A 19471-nucleotide genomic window follows, 5' to 3' on the forward strand; every position below is an offset into this window, starting at 1 on the left:
TCTTAAAAGGAAGAGTTGCTACAAAAAAAACACCTTCTCATTTTAAATTGAGAAGGTGTTTATCGTTTTGTGTTTTAATAGAGCTTATTAATTTTTGAAAAGTGTTTTTCCGTTTTTTGTAAGTGCTACATTTTCTCCTTTTCCTCGTAATTCATATTTGTCGTTTTTGTACCATATTCCTGAAGCTGGTTTTTGTCCCGCTAATTCAATTGTATCGCCTTTAAAATATAGAGTTGCAATATCTTTAGTATTGTTAAATGACATTTCTAATTTATTTCCTTCTTTGTCTGTTGTGGTATTTGTAACTACATTATCTGCAGTTTTTTCTGCTTTTTCAGTGGTTTCACCAATTGTTTCTTGTTTTTGACTTTCTTTACAAGAGATTAAAAACAAACTTGAAAGCATAACGAGCGTTAAGATTTTATTTTTCATAGTTTTATAATTTTAGAATGAATAATTTGAACCCAAATTATCAAAAAGTATGCCCGAATTTTATAGTCTTATGAATTTTTTAATATTTAGGAAATGCTTTTAAAGAATCTAACAATTTTATTTATTTCAAAATTTCATCATAAATTTTATTCAATAAATCTTGTCTCATTTTTGAGTTTCTTTCCGTTAAAAGTATAATGATTCCCCAATTTTTATCTCTGTTATAACATAAAATAGAACATTGTCCCATAGAATCACCTGATTTTAAATAAATCGTGTTTTTTTCATCTGTAGAGATATTAAAACCCAATCCTATTTCTCTTTTTTCATCTTTATAAAATATTTTTTCGGTAAGTATAGCTGCTTTAGCTATTTGGGTTTTTGTATTCAAAACAGCTTTTAAATAGGTAATCATATCTGAAGCACTAGATTTAATTAATCCAGCCGATGCAGTACAATTCCATTTGAAAAATTCCTGAATGCCACCATTCGGATTATGACCTGTGGTTATGTTCTTTACATTAAAATCTTTAGTAAATGTATTTGTCAATTGTAAGGGTTCTATTATTTTATTTCTAATAATTTCGTCGTAAGTTTTATCATATACTTTTTCTAAAATTTGTCCAAGTAAGGTATATCCTATAGTAGAATAACGAAATTTACCATAATCCGTTAGTTCGGTACAATTATTAACCAAACTGGTTAAGGTGTTTTCAGTTACACTATTTACCGGTTGTTGAGAGTCTAATTCTATTAGTTTACCAAAATCAATATCTGGTAAACCAGATTGATGCGAGCATAAATCGGAAATTTTTATTTTATTCTTTAGATTTTTATGTAAAATATATCCTTTTGGAAGATACTTATCGATACAATCTTCCAATTTTATTTTATTTTCAATTACAGCTTGTGCGATTAAATTTGAAGTCAAAATTTTAGTGATAGAGGCTATTTCAAAAATAGAGTTTTTATTAATTTCAATTGGAGTTTCACTATTCAAATTGCCATAAGCAGTATAGTATTCTTCGTTGTCTTTGATAAAACCTACACTAATTCCTATGTTTGGATTTTTTTGATAATTGTCTTTAATTATGGAATCTATCTTTTTAGAAAAGTCTTGTCCAAAACAAAAGTTGCTAATTAATACTAGTGCTGCTAATAATTTTAATGAAGTTTTCATAGTTTTTTATATTAAGTTTGTTTTTAAAATGTTTGTTATTTTTCTTTATTAACGATTTGAACTTTTGTACTTAATTCACCTCTTGTTAAGGTTACAAAATTTAGTTTTCCTTTGCTAAAATCGAATTGTAATAAGTTAGGATAATCTATAATTTTGAATGATCCATTTTTTAGATAGACCAACTCATTATTATTCTTGCCTTTGAAATGTTCTAAAATTGGCGATTCAATATAAAGTCGATTATTTTTTTCTACAATTTTGGTTTCCATTCCTTGACCATAAAGGAAATCATCATAAGTACCAATTAGCTTTTCTTTTAAACTTGTAGGTATTTCTTGTATGTCATCATTAGATGTTTTGTTCCAGTTCATCACTTTCAGAATTTTATTTCGAGTTTGATTCATCACAGGAAAACGATTCGGTTTTTCACCATTGGCAAGATATACAACGCCATTGCCATCAGTCATCGTAGCTAGAATGTTACCACCAACTCCAGTATTGGAACCATTACAAGAAAACCAATCATAATTGTTATACCCAAAAGACTTTTGCCATCCATAACTCCAGCCACCAACAGCATCTTTTAAAGCGGTTACTTCTGTTACTTTTTTTGCAACGCTATGAGAAATCACTTTGTTGTTTTTATTGCGTAAAGCATTTTGTATCTCAATTGAAATTTTTGCCAAATCAGTAGGAGTAGACCACATTCCAGAAGCTCCAACTTGTGGTGTTATTGGTAAACCTGTTCTAATAACTTTCTCATTTTCATCGTGAACCAAGGCTACATTTGATAAAAAACCATTTTCATTTGGCTGAATCATTGTTGTGTTTTTTAAACCAAGAGGTGCGAAAATATGTTCTTCTGCAAGTGCTGCAATAGATTTATTCAAAGTGTCTTCCAATGCCATTTGAATAATTACATAACCACCACCGCTGTATTCAAAACTTGTACCTGGAGCAAATAAAAATTCAATTTCTTTATCGTATCTCGGAATCTGTCCTAAAAGACTTTGTTTTATTGTTGGAATTGTGTCACCTTCATAATAGTCGGCAAACCCACCTTGACTTGTACCAGCAGTATGATTAAGAAATTGTTTCCAAGTTGGACTATTGTTTTCAGTAAACTTGCTTTTTGGCAAATGCCAACGTTTTAGATAATTGTCTATTGGATTGTCTAAATTAATTAAACCTTTTTCTTCCAAAATAAAACAAAGAAGCGCAGTAATTGGTTTTGAAATTGATGCTGTGGAAAATGCAGTGTTTTCATCTATTTTTTCATTTGAATTTATAGACTTTACACCAAATTGATTAGAATAGACCATCTTATAATTTTCAAAAACAACAAGACTGAATCCAGGAAGTTTATACTTTTCTAATTGTTGGTCAATATTTAAACTATCTGTAATAAAGGTAAAATCTCTATTTTTAGAGGCTACATTTTTACTTGTTTGACAGCTTAAAATTAGTCCTGTAAGAATTAGGAATAAAAATGTTTTTTTCATTGTATCGAGTTTTTAGTTAAAAATTTATTTCGATACAAAATTGAAAAAGAACTAAGAGCTGTGCGACCGAATGCAAGTATTCGAACGCATTTCTTTTGAAAAATAAGTAGGAGTGGTTACAATGAAAAGTACGAGTAATTACAAAGTGTTGTTTTGTAAATTGTTACGATAAGAAGTTGGCGTATTACCCGTGTGTTTTTTAAATGCAGTATTAAAAGAAGATTTGGAATTAAAACCCACATCGTACAGAATTTCTAAAATAGTGACCTTGTTTTTTGTGCTATCTTTTAAAGTTTCCATTGCGTTTTCAATACGATAGCTATTTACGAAATCGTAAAAATGTTGTTCTAATTTATGATTAATTAAAACTGATAAATTTCGAACAGGAATTCCAACAGCAGCAGAAACCTCTTGAATGGTTAAGGAAGGATTAAGAAAGGGTTTTTCTTCAATCATATATTTTTTTAATTTCTCTAAATCTTCTTGATGCTCTTTTTCGCTGATAGTTTGTGTTTCGTTTTTATTTTCCTCTAAAACAATATCAGCAACCAATTTTAATTTTGAATCGATATTTCTAAATAAACTAGGATTATTTAAGGCTTTAAATAAATACCAACAAACAATAAATAGCAGAAATACTTGGATGCCAATTTTTATTAATTCAGAAATATATGGATAATCAGAAAATTTGAAAATGTTTTTTACAATCGTACACGAATATAAAATAGTTAGTACGATTGTAAACTGAAACAACCAATTATAAGAATTAATATTGGCACCTGCATAATTTTCAAGATATAGTTTTTTTACTTTTCTTAATATCATAAAGACGGCAATAAAATATATAACTATTTGAATATGTATAAGAGTATGATTGAATTGTAGTTCTATCATGCTCTTGCGATTTATAATAAAGTTCACTTTAGCAGCAGCATCAACCAAATAAAAACGCGGTAACATAATGACATTTGCAATCAAAAACGGAAGCAGATGTAGGATGTATTTGGGTTTAAACCTAAAATCTGAATAACAAACCGATACTACATACAGATAAAAAGCAGGAATTTGCAAGAAAGCGAGTGTGCTTCTTAGAATTCCCAGATTTGATGGACCTGTAGTGACTAATTCAATCAAAGGTGTGCTAGAATCTATTGCGGTTATGATCAGAAAAAAAGCAAAAAGAGAATTACTTAATTTGTGTTTCGTTTGAACCGTAACCAGAAAAAAGGAAAGAAATAATGAAATGAACAATGAGATTACAGTTACAATAACTAATAAATTAAATTTATCCATTTATTATTTTCTTTTGGTGTTAGTAAGGTTTATAATTATGGTTAACACTTGATTATATGCGTTACGATGTAATATGAATCAAATATATAAAATTTTCATAAAAAAACCTCGAGAAAATGAAATCTCGAGGTTTGAAAGTTATCTTCTTGCGTTGAAATATTCAGGAAAATTATCACAGTTTGATACTAGTTCTTCATATTGAGAAGTATAATTATTTTTTAAATCTAAATAATATTTGTTTAAATTGGAATCATACTTATTTCCATATACATATTCTTCTCTTTGACTTAAAATTTTGTTTTTTTCACATCTTGCTATCATTTTCAAACAAAGTGCTTTAAACTTTCTGGTTTTAGCGTGTTTAAACGCTAATTTATAATATTGTTTAGCCAAATTATTTTCAAAAAACTCTTTTTCATCTTCAATTACAGTTTCGTTTCCATAACTAACCGTGTAATATCTTCTCATGATAGAGCAATTGCCATATTGTGTCATGTTGTAGTAACAATTCGCAATGATAAAAAAGTAATAATCTTTGTTTATTTCTGTTGGCTGATTTGCTTTATTAATGTTTTTTATCAATTCTTTAGTTATGGTGTATTTATTAAATTTTACTTCTTTTTTTAATTGAATAAAACTAGGAGTATATTCTAATTTATAAAACGGATTATCACATGTTACTTTATCGGCATTAGCTTTTTTAAAATAAGGTAATGCCTTAATTAATTTGTTCTGACGAATATATTTTGTTCCCACTAAGTCATAAAGATTAGATAAATCCTTTCTTATAGCTTCATATTTCCAATTTGTAAAATTATTAGAACTTACTAAGTTTGTTTTAATCGCATCAATTATTTTTTTGGTTTGATAAGGCGTGTAAATGGCATCTATATAATCAAAATAATTTTCATAATAATCTGAATAAGTGTTTTTTTTATTTTTTATTGTCTTCCAATATACGCTGTCATAATTGTCAGAATAATTATTTTTCAATGTGGAAAATAAAATTGCTGCCTCAGTGGTATTGTTTTTTAGCTCAAATTCTTTTCCAATAGCAAAGATTAATTTTTTATTTTCTTTATGCTTAAAAAGCAATGTTTCTAACCTTTTAGTTATAAATGCGGTATCGTATTTTTGTTCAGCTACCAAGTTTAATGCTTCAAATATTTCCAATTGATGGATTAATGCCTCGTTTTTAGTAACTGTTTTTTTTAGTTTCGAAATTTCTAATAAACTATTTTTATGCTCTTTAGTAGCAAATAATACTATAGCTTTACAAGTGTTCCAAAGTTCTAAATTTTCTGAAGTTTGATGTTTTTTAGTACGAATAAAGTTTAGTAATTCTTTAGCATATTTTCTATCATATTCAATAGTATTGAATACTCTTTTTGTTGAAATATCTTCTGCAGTTTCTACTGCTAATGAAGGTTGGAATAGAGAATAATAAGGTGTAAAAATCCAATCTTCAATTTTATTTATTTCACGTAATAATAAAAAATTTAGGCCTTTATGATTTGGTTGTAGTTTGTTAATTTTCTTTAAATAATCTAAGGTTTTATCATGTTTTTTAACGCCAGCAATAAAATATACGTTGGCTTTTTCTTCTTTAGATTTGGCGTGTTTTAAGACTTCTTCAATAGCAGTATTTGTATCATATTGTTGAAGTACCATAAATCTTTTATCTACAGCATGAGCAAAAACTTGAGCCGCATAAAAATTACGAAGCGAATTGTCTTTTTCAGCCAATGTTCGGAAATATAAACTCCAATAATAAATTATATTTTTGTCGTTGGTTAATTCAAAATTATCTTTAAAAATCGTTTTTATTTTTACATTATTTTGATTGTAGTACGACATTCTTATGGCTAAAAAAGCATAACGTAATTTAATTTCTTTCGATTTACATTTTTTAGATAACTCAATTGCCTTTTCTACTTGCTTAATTCTTTTGGGTAAAGTAATTACTTCATGTCTTTCCCATGGATCATCAATCCAAGTGTTTCCATATTCGCAACTTTTTGCAAATTTTAAATATGCTATGGCTTCTAAATCCTTATTTTGATATAAATATTTCAACATTTTATTAGTTGATTTCGAATGGATATCTTTTAAAGACATTTCATCAATCAAATCACTAACTGAAATATTATCTACTTTGTTTTTACAATATTTCATCCATAACTGATTATTTGGAAAAATATAATTAGTAGGATATTTTATTCCAGGATAATTAGAATTACTAGAATAATTAAATTCAGCAAAGTCATAAATATTAAAAATTGAAGGGTTTAAAAACGAGAAACGTAATTCTTCACCATAAGGATAAAACCCACAAGCAATTAAAAAATTACTCGATAAAACCGTTATAAAAACTAGAAATTTCTTCATTGTTGTAATTTATTAATTGTTGTTCATCTAGATGAAATAAAGACACGGTAATTTTTGAATCTAATGGAGTATGTTTTTTTAGAAGTTGTATAGCACTTTGGATATTTTCTGTAGTGGTTTCTTCAATTTTCAATTTATCACCTACTCTAAAATAAGATTCACCAATTATTGTGTCTTTCACAACTTCGTACCACATGGGTTTTATTGGTTTTAATACTTTTTTTGTATCATTTAAATTAGCATACGAGATCTCTAAAAAATTATTATTTCTATACAGATGCATCCACGAATAAGTTGGTAATGCCACATCTAAATGAATAGGGTATTTTTCTTCTACCGTTAAATAACTTTTAAATTCTTCTAAATCAAGAATGGAGTTTTTGTTTTTATTTGATAACGGATTAATTAAATTATAGCACATTAACATTACTTTATCAACAGGAGGAATTCCCATTTTTGTTCTGTATTTGTATGGATAAAGTCTTAAAGTACAGCTTATTTCTTTTTTCGAAATTGTTTTTAGAGCTTTTAAAAAATAGAAATAGTTATCTTTCGATTTTAAGGTCCAATCACAATCCATTTGATATTCGGTAACTTTTTTTTCTAATTTGAAATTGTCCCGACAATTTTTTTGAATTAAAAAATGAATATTGTCTGCTAATGTGTCTAATTCACTTTTACTACTTTTTATAAAAATTTCGTTTTTTAAATATACTGTTGGAACAATAATTCTTTGTGCTTGATTATTGTACATCCTAAGATCTGTTTTAGAAAAAGGTATGTTGCCTAAAGTTTCATCGTGTTCGACTTCAAAAAATTTCAAATATAATTTATTCACTTTCAAACTTTCAGTTATTGAATCTTCATATTGAGAAAACTGATAACCATTGCTCTTCCAATAATAAAAAGCGCGTTCCACTTGTTTTACTTTATGGTTGTTACAGGAAAAAAGGAATGAACAAAAAAGTATTCCTAGAAAAAATGGTTTCATTTGAAGAAAAAATATTAGTTGAAATTTCTGTATAAAAATAATCAAAAATTATGCCCGATTTTAAAGAAAAAACAAAAACCTCGAGAAAAAAAATCTCGAGGTTTTTTATTATGAATTACTTCGTAAATCGAAATTCGTAAATCTTAATTACGAACCGGAATGTTTTCCAAAATCTCTAATACAAATTTCCAGTATTTTTGCGCTGAAGCGATATTCGCTCTTTCATCAGGACTGTGTGCGCCTTTGATTGTTGGTCCGAAAGAAATCATATCCATTTCTGGGTAATTTGTTCCTAAGATTCCACATTCTAATCCAGCGTGACAAGCCACAACGTGAGGTTTACTTCCGTTTTGTTTTTCGTAAATAGAAGTTAAAACATCTAAGATTTCCGAGTTGGCGTTTGGTGTCCAACCTGGGTAAGAACCTCCAAAAGTTACTTCGCAACCCATTAATTCAAAAGCAGAACGTAACGCATTCGCTAAATCGAATTTTGAAGTTTCTACAGAAGAACGTGTTAAATTTTCTACTTGTAATTTTCCGTTTCCAACCGTAACTTTCGCAATGTTGTTTGAAGTTTCCACTAAATTATCAAAATCAGCACTCATTCTATACACGCCATTATGTGCTGCATAAATAGAACGAACCATGTAAAACTGAGCCATTGGAGGCATCACTTTAGTTGGAGTCGTTGCCGATTTCTCAATCACGATTTCTAAGTTTGGTTCTGTAGTTTTGAATTCTGTTTTAATTTCGTTTACAATTTCTTGCATATCGAAAGTAAAAGCTTCATCATAAATAGGAGCAATGGCAACTTGTGCAACACTTTCTCTTGGAATTGCATTACGTAAACTTCCACCATTGATGGTTGAAATTTGTAAGCCAAAATCTTCAAAACCATTAAATAATAAACGGTTCATAATTTTGTTAGCATTTCCTAAACCTTTATCGATATCCATTCCTGAATGGCCACCATTTAAACCTTTTACAGTAATTGTATAACCTACAGAATCAGCAGGAGTTTCTTCTTCATCGTATTCTGCAACAGCTGTTACATCTACACCACCAGCACATCCGATATCAATTTCGTCGTCTTCTTCTGTATCTAAATTTAATAAAATTTCACCTTGTAATAAACCACCTTTTAAGCCCATTGCACCAGTCATTCCTGTTTCTTCGTCAATTGTAAATAACGCTTCAATAGCAGGATGAGGAATTGTGGTACTTTCTAAAATAGCCATAATAGTCGCCACTCCTAAACCGTTGTCGGCTCCTAAAGTGGTTCCTTTTGCACGAACCCAGTCTCCATCAACATACATTTCAATACCTTGCGTATCAAAATCGAAATCCGTATCATTATTTTTTTGGTGCACCATATCTAAATGCGATTGCATTACGATAGTTTTACGGTTTTCCATTCCGGCAGTAGCAGGTTTTTTGATAATTACGTTTCCTACTTCGTCATTAATGGTTTCAAATCCTAATTTCTGACCAAATTCCATCATAAATGCAATTACACGTTCTTCTTTTTTAGACGGACGTGGTACAGCGTTTAAATCGGCAAATTTGTTCCAAAGCTCTTTTGGTTCTAAATTTCTTACTTCTTGACTCATTTTATTTTTGTTCTGTTTGTTGTTATTTTTTATTGTTCAAAATTCGTTATTCAACATTCAAAATTCGTTTTTTTTTGAATATTTAAGCATTGTTTATAAATCGTAATATGTATTTGGATTTTTAGAAGTGTTAAATATAGAAATAATGTGAATTTTTTTGCTTTCTTCCTTAATGTAATAAAACACAATAAAAGGAAATTTCTTCAAAGGTAAACCTATATAATCTTTATATCTAATTTGAAAGTTTGGATTTATAACTATGGTTTCAATTGCGTTTTCTAAAGAGTTATAAAAAACTTCTCCTAAACCTTCTTTTTTTAAGTCATAATAAGAAACAGCTTCTTGAATATCATTAATAGCATTTGGTTCAAAGAAAACGGAATAACTCATTATTTTTTATTGAAAATTATCTTTGATTTTACTTCACTCCAAGGAATGTAATTTTCTTCATTTGAGTTTTTTCGTCGCGTATCAAGTATGTTTTTTATTTCAGATGTCATTTCGAAATCAGAAATAGTAGTATCATAATTAAACTTTTCAATTAATTGCATAAAAAAGTTTAAATCTTGATCGGGAATATTTAAAGTAACTTGTGTCATAAGATTAATGCCTATGCAACAAAATTATAAAAAATATTACTATTTATTAGTCGATTTATAATAATTTTAGCAAATGAAAAAAAAGCTAAGTTTATTTTTATTCGTTCAAATTATACTGATGAAAGTTTTAGCGCTTTTTCCAGAAATGGTAGAGCGTTTTTATAGCAATGGATTGTATTTGTACCTCTCTAAAATTAGTCGAATTATTTTCGGTTGGATTCCTTTTTCTGTAGGCGATTTGTTTTATACGATATTGTTTTTCTTCATTTTTAGATGGATTTATAAAAACAGAATCGGATTTTTTAAAAATTGGAAAGCGAACGGGTTAACCATTTTGAGTTTCATTTCGATTTTATATTTCTTGTTTCATTTTTTATGGGGAATCAATTATTACCGAATTCCATTGCATGAGAAAATCGGAATTGAAAAAGAATATACGAAAGCACAATTAATCGCTTTAACGGAAAAACTAATCGTAAAAACGAACGAATTACAATTTCAAATTGAAAAAGATTCTACTAAAAAAGTAGTGTTCAACTATTCAGAACAAGAAATGTATGAGATGTCGCCAAATGGTTATGATTTATTTTCGAATCAATTGACTGAAATCAAATATAAAAATGAAAGCATAAAATCATCATTATACAGTTTGCCGTTGAGTTATATGGGATTTGGAGGTTATTTGAATCCGTTTACCAATGAAGCGCAAGTCAATTATTTGAAACCAAAATACACTTCGCCGTTAACTATTTGTCATGAAATGGCGCATCAAACCGGAATTGCTTCGGAAAGTGAATGTAATTTCATTGGATTTATGGCGGCTTCGAGTAATAAAGATGTTTATTTTCAATATTCGGCTTATGCTTTTGCTTTGAATTATTGTTTGTATAATTTAGAAGTGATTGAAGAAGGAAGTAGTAAATCGTATCGTAAATTCATAAACAAAGGTGTTTTGGAAAATTTTAATGAAAATAAAACCTTTTGGAAACAGTATCATTCGTGGATTGATACATTTTTTGAATACTTTTACGACAAGTTTTTAAAATTCAACCAACAAAAAGACGGAATGGAAAGTTATAGTAAATTTGTTGGCTTGTTGATTAATTACGATTTAATACACGATGTAATTCATGCAAATTAACCCATCAATTAACGGCTGGATTGAAAAATATATCAATCAGTATGCTAATGAAATTTCTCATTATGCAACTGAAGAAGAATTTTTTGTGGGTTGTCAGAATTCCGGATTAATTTACGGTTATGTTGTGAATTATCATTTAAATTCTGAGGTTGATGATAAAAAATGGGATACTGAAGAAAAGATTAAAGTTGGTTTTTTATCTACCTTAATTGCTTTGTATAAAGTCCAAAAAGGTAAAGATGTAGAAGAATTTATAGAAACAATTATTCAGTTTTATAATCAAATTTCTAAAGGGAAATTCAGTTTCATGAAAATGGTTTTGCCAGACGCGAATTCGTTTCAAAAATTGGAAAGTATTATCAATGAGCGTTTGCAAACCAATGACAATATTGTGACCAAAAACTTCACACACATGGTTACGAATGCGATGCTCTTTATTGATGTTTTGGCCTTTGAATTTTACCTAAAAAACGACACCATAAGTTTAGAGTTTTTTAAAGATTTAGAACGTAAATGTTTGGCTTTAATTATGCTTTCCTTGAATGTGAAAATTGATAAGTCGGAATACGATATGATGTTGTTAAAAATGTTTGAAAACTCGTTGCGTTATTCTAAAGTTTCGAAGATAAATGAAGCAGAAATACTTGAATTAATTTTTGAAGGAAACAGAACAAATTTAGAAAGTTTATACTTGTATGAAGTAGCGCATATGACGCTTTTAAGCGATGGTGTTGTGTACAATAACGAACAAATATTCTTAGAAGATTTTGCTTTAAAATTAAATTTAAATAAAATAAGTCAAAATACTGGTTATGAATTGGTTAATTTCATAAACAAATATAAAAAAGAATTACCATTTTTTAATTTAAATCATCCCGTAAAACAGTTTTATAATAACACGCAGGATAATATTGGAAAGCTGGTTAGTAGGAATAAAACACGTTTAATTAAGGAGCTTTCTGAAAGTAAAGAATTGGTGAAATTATTGCGAAAATCTACCCAACATGATTTGAGTTTTGAGGAAAAAAAGAAAGTAAAAAAACAGCTACTAGATATCTGTAAATCGATACCGTCATTGACTATTTTTTTACTTCCAGGTGGAGGTTTGTTATTACCAATTTTGATAAAATTTATACCTCAATTATTGCCTTCTGCGTTTAATGAAAATTTAAACGATTAGTTTTTTTTAGCCACGAATTCACGAATTTTTTTACTAACTAAAATCGAAAATTTATTCGAATTAATTATCGACTTAGTCGATTCAAATTATATATTTAATTCGTTTTATAATGCGAGAATTCGTGGCAAAGTTTTTTAAAAATTTAATTTAAACATTGAATCTAAATCTTTATTACAACTAAAATTCACATTTAAATCGGTTACATAACCTGAATTTAATCCGTAAACCCAACCGTGTAAATGTAATTCTTGATTGATGTTCCAAGCATTTTGAACAATTGATGTTTTGGCTAAATTGAAAACTTGCTCGATAACATTTAGCTCAACCATTCTGTTGAATTTTTTATCTTCATCGACTATTTCATTTAACTCCTCTTTGTTCACTCGGTAAACATCTTTTATGTTTCTAATCCAGTTATCAATTATTCCAATAGATTGATTTCCCATAGCGGCTTTTACACCACCGCAACCATAATGTCCACAAACAATTACATGCTTAACTTTTAGTGCATTCACAGCATAATCTAAAACACTAAGCATATTAATATCTGTATGAACTACTAAATTGGCGATATTTCTATGAACAAAAACTTCACCAGGTTTTGCCCCAATAATTTCATTGGCTGGAACACGACTGTCTGAGCATCCAATCCATAATAAAGGCGGGTTTTGTCCTTTTGATAAATCTTCAAAATAATTTTCGTCAACGGCTAATTGTTGCTCTACCCATTCTTTATTATTTTCTAATATTTTTTTATAAAAATCGCTCATTTTTTTTGGGTAAAATCCTTTTGGTTATTCAAATATAAGAAATTAACTGGAGTGTTAATTTTTAATATTTTAAATCGTTAATACTAAAATTTGGATTTTGTTCGTCATTTATAAAAGTAACATCATTATAAAAACTAACTTCACCTGTTTCGATATTGTGCATCGCTCCAACGATTCCAATTTCTCCATTTTCAATCATTTGTTCTAAGACAAAACTACGCTCGATAATGTTTTTAACATTGCGTTTTACATTGATTTCAGCTACATTTTCAACAAAAGTAGCGTTGCTAGAAGTTCTGTTTTCTGTAATAGTTTTTTCTTGATAAACTGCTGGTTGAATTTTAGATAGTAATTCTGTTAAATTACCCATTTCTACATGGTCACAAGCACCTTTTACTGCACCACATTTTGTGTGTCCAAGTACGACAATTAGTTTTGAACCAGCTACTTTGCAAGCAAATTCCATACTTCCTAAAATATCTGTATTTACAATATTTCCTGCAATTCGTACAGAGAAAACATCGCCTAAACCTTGGTCGAATATTAATTCTGCAGAAGTTCTACTATCAATACAACTTAAAATTGTGGCAAATGGCCATTGTCCATCTCTAGTTTCGTTGGCTTGCTCTAATAAATTTCTATGCGCTTTTAAATTATTAATAAAACGATTGTTTCCTTCTTTTAATATTTCTAAAGCTTTTCTTGGTGATATAGACGATTGTAATTCTTTATTTAATGTTTTCATGTTGTTTTATTTTTTTAATTTATGTTCTACAAAAACGTGTTTTTCCTCTTCAGAAGTATCTTCTAGTTCGTAGGCTTCTTTAAAACCGATTAGTTTAACTTTAATATTTTCTTCTTTTGATCTAATTTTTTTGAATTCTTTAATCAAATCCAACACATCGTGAGCGATATAAACGGTATCCGATGCATTTATAATGACTTTTGAATTTTCAGGAATTGAAGCTATAGTTTCTTTTATCGCAGCTTTATTTAAAAAAGAAACTTCTTGCGCTAAATCGATATGAATGATGTCGCCATCTTGATATTCTTCTTTTCTAAAATTATAGGCACGTTTCATATTTCCTTTCAAAACAAAAATCACACTGATTATCATACCTAAGGCAACACCTTTTAATAAATCGGTAAAAACTACAGCTAATGTTGTTGCAAAAAACGGAAAATAAATATATTGATTACGTGCTAATAGCTTTTTAAATTCAGCATCTTTATAAGCTTTATAAATACAATATGCCAAAATTATTAGTGATAGAATAGCAAAAAGGACAATTATAATTTTGTTCGGAGCATTGTCATATGAAATTTTAATGGCTACTAAAGATATTATTAGTAGGTTTATACTAGAAGGCATATAGCTTGAAAAATGTTTAATATTTGGAACAGCCAATTTATACCCTACTAATAATAAAACAGCAGCTAATGTAGCCAAAGGAATTTTATTTAAGACAGCTGGAATGGCCAAAACACTAATTAATAATAACAATCCGTGAATAATGGTTGACATTTTAGATTTTGCTCCAGCAGCATTATTTGCAGACGTTCTTACTACTACTGAAGTCATTGGTAAACCTCCTAAAAGGGCACTTACAATGTTTCCAATTCCTTGTGCTTTTAATTCGATATTAGTATTGGTGTATCTTTTTAAAGCATCCATTCTATCGGCTGCTTCAATACATAATAAGGTTTCAATTGAGGCAACTACTGCAATTGTTATGGCTACAATCCAAACTTTTGAATTGGAAATAGCAGTGAAATCAGGTGCAACTAAAATATTTTTGAACTCTTCCAATGTGGTTGGAACGGGTAAACTTACCAAATGTTCTTTAGCAATAGCGAAATTACTTCCCGATTGAATAAAAAACTCATTTAATAAAATACTAACCATTACAGCTACTAAAGCGGGTGGAATTAATTTTATTTTCTTTAAAACTTCTATTTTATTCCAAAGAATTAAAATAGCCAATGAGAGTAAAGCAATAATAATGGAACCTAATTGAATGTGGTCAAATACTTGAAAAAGTTCTGAAAATGTGTTTTGTCCATCAGGTTGAAAAAAAGATTCATCACCTTCAAAATCTGGATCATAGCCAAAGGCGTGAGGAATTTGTTTTAAAATAATAATAACTCCAATTCCGGCTAACATTCCTTCAATGACATTGTTTGGAAAATAGTTTGAAATGGTTCCGGCTTTTATAAAACCAAGGGCTAACTGAATTAATCCGGCAATTAAAACAGCTAAAAGAAAGGCGTTAAACGAGCCTAAATCGGTAATTGCAGTTAAAACAATTGCAGTTAAACCTGCTGCTGGACCAGAAACACTTAAATGAGATTGACTTAAATATCCAACGATAATACCGCCAATAACACCTGAAATAATACCTGAAAATAAGGGTGCTCCACTTGCTAAAGCAATACCGAGACACAATGGCAAAGCCACTAGAAAAACCACTAAACCTGAAGCAAAATCAGATTTAAGGTTTGCAAAAAGATTGATTTTTTTTGACATACCAATTTATTAATTTAATACATAAACGATCGTTCCAAATACTTCGGAAACGTAAAAAAGCGAAATGTTTAAATTAATTCGGGCGGTGGGGAAAAAAATTCTAATGAGTTTGAAATATAATTTGCAGGAATATGAGAATTGATTCTTTTCTTTTTCAATTCTAAAGTGTTAATCGCATTTAAATTATAACATTTTGTAAATAAATCTATATCGTGAGATTTAATTTCTTCTTCAAAAAAATTATTGATATTAACATCCGTATATTTTTCAATATCTTCATTAATCATAATAAGACCAAATACAGGTGGTGTGAACAGGCAGGTCACAAACACAAATATGATAATATGTACGAAAAATTTCTTCACTAATGTTAAACTTATTTCTGCAAAAATAAACAAAAAACTTTTTTTTCAATTTTAAATACTAATAATTTTTTGTTAATACCATTTTAAGATTAGAATTTAATGTAAAGAAATATGTTCCGAGTCGATAATGTTTTATAAATTTGCACAACAACAAAAACAAAATGACTACACCACAACTTATTGAGCAAATTCGTCTAAAAAAATCTTTTTTATGTATTGGTTTAGATGTCGATTTAACTAAAATTCCAGCACATTTATTAGAAACCGAAGATCCAATTTTCGAATTTAATAAAGCCATAATTGATGCCACACATGATTTATGTGTTTCTTATAAACCAAATACAGCTTTTTACGAAGCATATGGGTTAAAAGGTTGGCAATCTTTAGAAAGAACCATCAATTACATAAATGAAAAGTATCCAGAAATTTTCACCATTGCCGATGCAAAACGTGGCGATATTGGAAATACGTCAACCATGTATGCCAAAGCTTTTTTGGAAGATTTAAATTTTGATTCCGTAACAGTTGCACCTTATATGGGAAAAGATTCTGTGGAACCATTTTTAGCTTTTGAAAATAAACATACCATAATGTTAGCGTTAACGTCAAACGAAGGTGCTTTCGATTTTCAAACTCTAGAAACAAACGGAAAAGAATTATATAAAACAGTTTTGGAAACTTCTAAGAATTGGAAGAATAGTCAGAATTTAATGTATGTTGTAGGTGCGACAAAAGCAGAATACTTTACAGAAATTCGTAAAATTGTACCTAATAGTTTCTTATTAGTTCCTGGTGTTGGTGCTCAAGGCGGAAGTTTAGCCGAAGTTTGCAAATATGGAATGAGTGAAAATGTTGGTTTGTTAATCAATTCTTCGCGAGGAATTATTTACGTTTCAAAAGGAACTGATTTCGCTGAAAAGGCTAGGGAAGAAGCCTTGAAGTTGCAAGTAGAAATGAATGAAATTTTAAGTAAAAAGTAAAAAGAGCCAAGACAAAAGTAAAACATAGATGAAACAATTCACCGATCAACTTGGTACAACCCATACTTTTGAAAACACACCTAAAAGAATTATTTCTTTAGTGCCATCACAAACCGAATTGTTATACGATTTAGGATTGGAAGATGCTATTGTTGGAATCACTAAGTTTTGTGTGCATCCGTTTCATTTTAAATCGACTAAAACGATAATTGGTGGTACGAAAAATATCAAATACGATAAAATAAAAGCTTTAAAGCCCGATATTATTATCGCCAATAAAGAAGAAAATACAAAAGAAATTGTAGAACAATTAAAGGATATTTGTCCAGTTTGGGTAACGGATATTGTTTCCATTGAAGAGAATAACAAAATGATAGAAGATTTTGGAAATCTGTTTAATAAACGTACTAATGCTCAAAAATGGATTGATAAAATTAACTTTGCTTACGAGAAATTTCAAAAGGTTGTCGCTTCAAAATTTGAAGAAAATGCCAAACAAAAAGTGGCGTATTTTATTTGGGCAAATCCATATATGGTTGCTGCTGGTGATACATTCATAAACGAAATGCTAAAGCTTAACGGTTTAGAAAATATCTACGATAATAATCCAAAATACGAAGGAAGATATCCTGAAGTAGTCGTCAATAAAATGCGTATTCAAGGTGATCCTGATTTTGTATTTTTATCTTCAGAACCTTTTCCATTTAAAGACGAGCACGCATTTGAATTAGGTCGACACACACATCACGCTAAAACTATTTTTGTAGATGGTGAAATGTTTTCTTGGTATGGAAGTCGTTTAGTAAAAGCCTTCGATTATTTTACTTTGTTGCAAGAAAAGCTATATATTTACAAATAAAATGATAGCCTACACCACGTATGAAAACAATAACACTAACGAATGGGTGACATTTGTTCATGGTGCTGGCGGAAGTTCTTCTATTTGGTTCAAACAAATTAAAGAATTTAAAAAGCATTTTAATGTTTTACTACTAGATTTACGTGGTCACGGAAATTCTAAAGAAAAAATCTCTAAAAAATATACTTTTAAAGCTATTGCCAATGATGTTTTGGAAGTTTTAAATCATTTAAATATCGAGAAATCACACTTTGTTGGAATTTCTTTAGGAACAATTATAATTCGTCAATTTGCAGAAATGTACGAAAACAGGGTGCAAAGTATGATTATGGGCGGCGCTATTTTAAAGATGAATTTTCGCTCGCAAGTATTAATGAAGTTGGGAAACATTTTCAAATACGTTTTGCCATATTTGGTCTTATATCGCTTTTTTGCTTTTGTAATTATGCCAAATAAAAACCATAAGCAATCTCGACTTCTATTCATAAACCAAGCAAAAAAACTCTACCAAAAAGAATTTATCAAATGGTTTAAACTAACCGCAGAAATCAATCCGATTTTAAAATGGTTTCGCCAAGTAGAATTGCAAGTTCCAACTTTATATGTAATGGGAAATGAAGATTACATGTTTTTGCCTTCTGTTCGAAAAGTGGTTGAAAGTCATTATAAATCTTCAAAATTACTCGTGATCGAAAACTGCGGACATGTAGTTAATGTAGAGAAATGGGAGGTTTTCAATTCAGAAGTAATTCAATATTTACAAAATCAAAAACAGAAAATTTAAGGCATAAAAAAAACAACTGAAACCGAAATTCCAGTTGTTTTATTAACTAAAAACTAACCTTAAACAAACCTATTTATTGTGATACAAATATCTGTATTTTAAATAGTTAATTCTGTTAAGTTTTTGTTATACTTATGTTATTGATGTTAAAATTACTTTTTGTCTTGTAAAGCAAATACTTTTCTTAATAAATCAGAAGTTCTTGCTGAAAAATTCGTTCTTATATCTTTTTCTTCCACAGCAATCATTTTAAAAACACCTTCCATTGCTTTGTTTGTAGTATAGTCTGTTAAATCCGGATTTACCTTTTTTACTAACGGAATACTGTTGTATTTTGTAATAATTTGAGTCCAAATTTTATCCGCTCCTACTTTTGCAAAAGAGTTTTTAATTACTGGGTTAAACTTACCATATAAAGCGGTTGAAGTTGACGTTTGTAAATAATTTGTAGCAGAACTTTCGTTACCTAATAAAATATTTTTAGCATCTGTAAAAGTCATTTGTTTTACTGCATCTACAAAAATTGGAGTCGCTTCTTTCACCGCATCTTCAGCAGCTCTGTTTAAAACTTTTAAACCTTCATCCGCTAATTTACTCATTCCTAACTGACGTAATTTGGTATCAACTTTTTGTATTTCTTCAGGTAATAATATTTTTACTGCTTCGTTTCTAAAAAAACCATCCGTTGCTGTTAATTTCGAAACTTGTTTGGTAATTCCATTGTTTAAAGCTTCTTTTAATCCGTTACCCATTTCGGCTTGGCTTAAAATTCCAGTTTGTTGTGGCAATTGCTCTAAAACTTGTTGCATTTCGGCACAACTAACTAAGGACAAAAAAGCTATTGATAAAACTATTTTTTTCATGATTTTT

General features: G+C 29.1%; 19 protein-coding genes. 5 read left to right on the plus strand and 14 right to left on the minus strand.

Annotated elements, in window-relative coordinates; genetic code table 11:
- Positions 1-87: 87 nt before the first annotated feature.
- The 9 genes from G6N05_RS01880 to G6N05_RS01920 all read right to left on the minus strand — a co-directional run bounded on the left by G6N05_RS01880 (position 88) and on the right by G6N05_RS01920 (position 9995).
- Complete coding sequence (locus tag G6N05_RS01880) at positions 88-432, minus strand: MliC family protein (protein ID WP_166124866.1); 345 nt, start codon at positions 430-432, stop codon at positions 88-90.
- A 121-nt stretch (positions 433-553) separates the two neighbouring features.
- Entirely contained in the window at positions 554-1612 is a 1059-nt protein-coding gene (locus tag G6N05_RS01885; RefSeq protein ID WP_166124867.1) for a serine hydrolase domain-containing protein, read from the minus strand.
- 35 nt (positions 1613-1647) lie between these two features.
- Positions 1648-3114 (minus strand): serine hydrolase domain-containing protein, encoded by a 1467-nt coding sequence (locus G6N05_RS01890; protein WP_166124868.1) that lies wholly within the window; start codon positions 3112-3114, stop codon positions 1648-1650.
- Between the two features lie 138 nt (positions 3115-3252).
- Entirely contained in the window at positions 3253-4407 is a 1155-nt protein-coding gene (locus G6N05_RS01895) for a helix-turn-helix domain-containing protein (RefSeq protein ID WP_166124869.1), read from the minus strand.
- A 138-nt stretch (positions 4408-4545) separates the two neighbouring features.
- The gene (locus tag G6N05_RS01900; RefSeq protein ID WP_166124870.1) at positions 4546-6795 is read right to left on the minus strand and encodes a hypothetical protein; all 2250 of its coding nucleotides are present in this window, start codon (positions 6793-6795) and stop codon (positions 4546-4548) included.
- Positions 6755-7714: a hypothetical protein gene (locus G6N05_RS01905; protein ID WP_205729725.1), complete on the minus strand. Its 960-nt coding sequence runs from the start codon at positions 7712-7714 to the stop codon at positions 6755-6757. The genes G6N05_RS01900 and G6N05_RS01905 overlap by 41 nt, the downstream gene beginning before the upstream one ends.
- Before the next feature lie 215 nt (positions 7715-7929).
- On the minus strand, positions 7930-9396 hold the full coding sequence (locus G6N05_RS01910) for an aminoacyl-histidine dipeptidase (protein ID WP_166124872.1): 1467 nt from the start codon (positions 9394-9396) through the stop codon (positions 7930-7932).
- A gap of 93 nt (positions 9397-9489) precedes the next feature.
- A complete protein-coding gene (locus G6N05_RS01915; RefSeq protein ID WP_166124873.1) occupies positions 9490-9786 on the minus strand; it encodes a type II toxin-antitoxin system RelE/ParE family toxin in 297 nt (98 codons plus the stop codon).
- Positions 9786-9995, minus strand: a complete 210-nt coding sequence (locus tag G6N05_RS01920) for a hypothetical protein (protein WP_166124874.1) — start codon at positions 9993-9995, stop codon at positions 9786-9788. The genes G6N05_RS01915 and G6N05_RS01920 overlap by 1 nt, the downstream gene beginning before the upstream one ends.
- A 73-nt stretch (positions 9996-10068) precedes the next feature.
- Between G6N05_RS01920 and G6N05_RS01925 the strand changes: the two genes are divergently transcribed.
- Both G6N05_RS01925 and G6N05_RS01930 read left to right on the plus strand, forming a co-directional pair.
- Complete coding sequence (locus tag G6N05_RS01925; protein ID WP_166124875.1) at positions 10069-11136, plus strand: DUF3810 domain-containing protein; 1068 nt, start codon at positions 10069-10071, stop codon at positions 11134-11136.
- A complete protein-coding gene (locus G6N05_RS01930) occupies positions 11126-12316 on the plus strand; it encodes an LETM1-related biofilm-associated protein (RefSeq protein WP_166124876.1) in 1191 nt (396 codons plus the stop codon). The genes G6N05_RS01925 and G6N05_RS01930 overlap by 11 nt, the downstream gene beginning before the upstream one ends.
- A 134-nt stretch (positions 12317-12450) precedes the next feature.
- Here the strand turns inward: G6N05_RS01930 and G6N05_RS01935 are convergent, their stop codons facing one another.
- The 4 genes from G6N05_RS01935 to G6N05_RS01950 form a co-directional block, all read right to left on the minus strand.
- Positions 12451-13086 carry a carbonic anhydrase gene (locus tag G6N05_RS01935; RefSeq protein WP_166124877.1) on the minus strand — a complete coding sequence of 212 codons (636 nt, stop codon included), beginning with the start codon at positions 13084-13086 and terminating at the stop codon, positions 12451-12453.
- 61 nt (positions 13087-13147) lie between these two features.
- Positions 13148-13831, minus strand: a complete 684-nt coding sequence (locus G6N05_RS01940) for a carbonic anhydrase family protein (protein ID WP_166124878.1) — start codon at positions 13829-13831, stop codon at positions 13148-13150.
- Between the two features lie 6 nt (positions 13832-13837).
- Entirely contained in the window at positions 13838-15613 is a 1776-nt protein-coding gene (locus G6N05_RS01945; protein WP_166124879.1) for a SulP family inorganic anion transporter, read from the minus strand.
- A gap of 68 nt (positions 15614-15681) precedes the next feature.
- On the minus strand, positions 15682-16011 hold the full coding sequence (locus G6N05_RS01950; RefSeq protein ID WP_166124880.1) for a hypothetical protein: 330 nt from the start codon (positions 16009-16011) through the stop codon (positions 15682-15684).
- A gap of 128 nt (positions 16012-16139) precedes the next feature.
- Between G6N05_RS01950 and pyrF the strand changes: the two genes are divergently transcribed.
- The 3 genes from pyrF to G6N05_RS01965 are packed head-to-tail and all read left to right on the plus strand — an operon-like array spanning position 16140 to position 18601.
- Positions 16140-16958: an orotidine-5'-phosphate decarboxylase gene (pyrF, locus tag G6N05_RS01955; protein WP_166124881.1), complete on the plus strand. Its 819-nt coding sequence runs from the start codon at positions 16140-16142 to the stop codon at positions 16956-16958.
- A gap of 28 nt (positions 16959-16986) precedes the next feature.
- Entirely contained in the window at positions 16987-17817 is an 831-nt protein-coding gene (locus tag G6N05_RS01960) for an ABC transporter substrate-binding protein (RefSeq protein ID WP_166124882.1), read from the plus strand.
- A gap of 1 nt (position 17818) precedes the next feature.
- On the plus strand, positions 17819-18601 hold the full coding sequence (locus G6N05_RS01965; protein WP_166124883.1) for an alpha/beta fold hydrolase: 783 nt from the start codon (positions 17819-17821) through the stop codon (positions 18599-18601).
- A gap of 152 nt (positions 18602-18753) precedes the next feature.
- Here G6N05_RS01965 and G6N05_RS01970 read toward each other — a convergent pair whose 3' ends face one another.
- The gene (locus G6N05_RS01970; RefSeq protein WP_166124884.1) at positions 18754-19464 is read right to left on the minus strand and encodes a DUF4197 domain-containing protein; all 711 of its coding nucleotides are present in this window, start codon (positions 19462-19464) and stop codon (positions 18754-18756) included.
- Between the last annotated feature and the right edge of the window lie 7 nt (positions 19465-19471).

The organism is Flavobacterium bernardetii, from assembly GCF_011305415.1.
Taxonomy (GTDB): Bacteria; Bacteroidota; Bacteroidia; order Flavobacteriales; family Flavobacteriaceae; genus Flavobacterium; species Flavobacterium bernardetii.

Excerpts from the sequence above, each read along its gene's own strand:
- G6N05_RS01880 (WP_166124866.1), bottom strand. The coding sequence starts at position 432 with ATGAAAAATAAAATCTTAACGCTCGTTATGCTTTCAAGTTTGTTTTTA.
- G6N05_RS01885 (WP_166124867.1), bottom strand. The coding sequence starts at position 1,612 with ATGAAAACTTCATTAAAATTATTAGCAGCACTAGTATTAATTAGCAAC.
- G6N05_RS01890 (WP_166124868.1), bottom strand. The coding sequence starts at position 3,114 with ATGAAAAAAACATTTTTATTCCTAATTCTTACAGGACTAATTTTAAGC.
- G6N05_RS01895 (WP_166124869.1), bottom strand. The coding sequence starts at position 4,407 with ATGGATAAATTTAATTTATTAGTTATTGTAACTGTAATCTCATTGTTC.
- G6N05_RS01900 (WP_166124870.1), bottom strand. The coding sequence starts at position 6,795 with ATGAAGAAATTTCTAGTTTTTATAACGGTTTTATCGAGTAATTTTTTA.
- G6N05_RS01910 (WP_166124872.1), bottom strand. The coding sequence starts at position 9,396 with ATGAGTCAAGAAGTAAGAAATTTAGAACCAAAAGAGCTTTGGAACAAA.
- G6N05_RS01915 (WP_166124873.1), bottom strand. The coding sequence starts at position 9,786 with ATGAGTTATTCCGTTTTCTTTGAACCAAATGCTATTAATGATATTCAA.
- G6N05_RS01920 (WP_166124874.1), bottom strand. The coding sequence starts at position 9,995 with ATGACACAAGTTACTTTAAATATTCCCGATCAAGATTTAAACTTTTTT.
- G6N05_RS01925 (WP_166124875.1), top strand. The coding sequence starts at position 10,069 with ATGAAAAAAAAGCTAAGTTTATTTTTATTCGTTCAAATTATACTGATG.
- G6N05_RS01930 (WP_166124876.1), top strand. The coding sequence starts at position 11,126 with ATGCAAATTAACCCATCAATTAACGGCTGGATTGAAAAATATATCAAT.
- G6N05_RS01935 (WP_166124877.1), bottom strand. The coding sequence starts at position 13,086 with ATGAGCGATTTTTATAAAAAAATATTAGAAAATAATAAAGAATGGGTA.
- G6N05_RS01940 (WP_166124878.1), bottom strand. The coding sequence starts at position 13,831 with ATGAAAACATTAAATAAAGAATTACAATCGTCTATATCACCAAGAAAA.
- G6N05_RS01945 (WP_166124879.1), bottom strand. The coding sequence starts at position 15,613 with ATGTCAAAAAAAATCAATCTTTTTGCAAACCTTAAATCTGATTTTGCT.
- pyrF (WP_166124881.1), top strand. The coding sequence starts at position 16,140 with ATGACTACACCACAACTTATTGAGCAAATTCGTCTAAAAAAATCTTTT.
- G6N05_RS01960 (WP_166124882.1), top strand. The coding sequence starts at position 16,987 with ATGAAACAATTCACCGATCAACTTGGTACAACCCATACTTTTGAAAAC.
- G6N05_RS01965 (WP_166124883.1), top strand. The coding sequence starts at position 17,819 with ATGATAGCCTACACCACGTATGAAAACAATAACACTAACGAATGGGTG.
- G6N05_RS01970 (WP_166124884.1), bottom strand. The coding sequence starts at position 19,464 with ATGAAAAAAATAGTTTTATCAATAGCTTTTTTGTCCTTAGTTAGTTGT.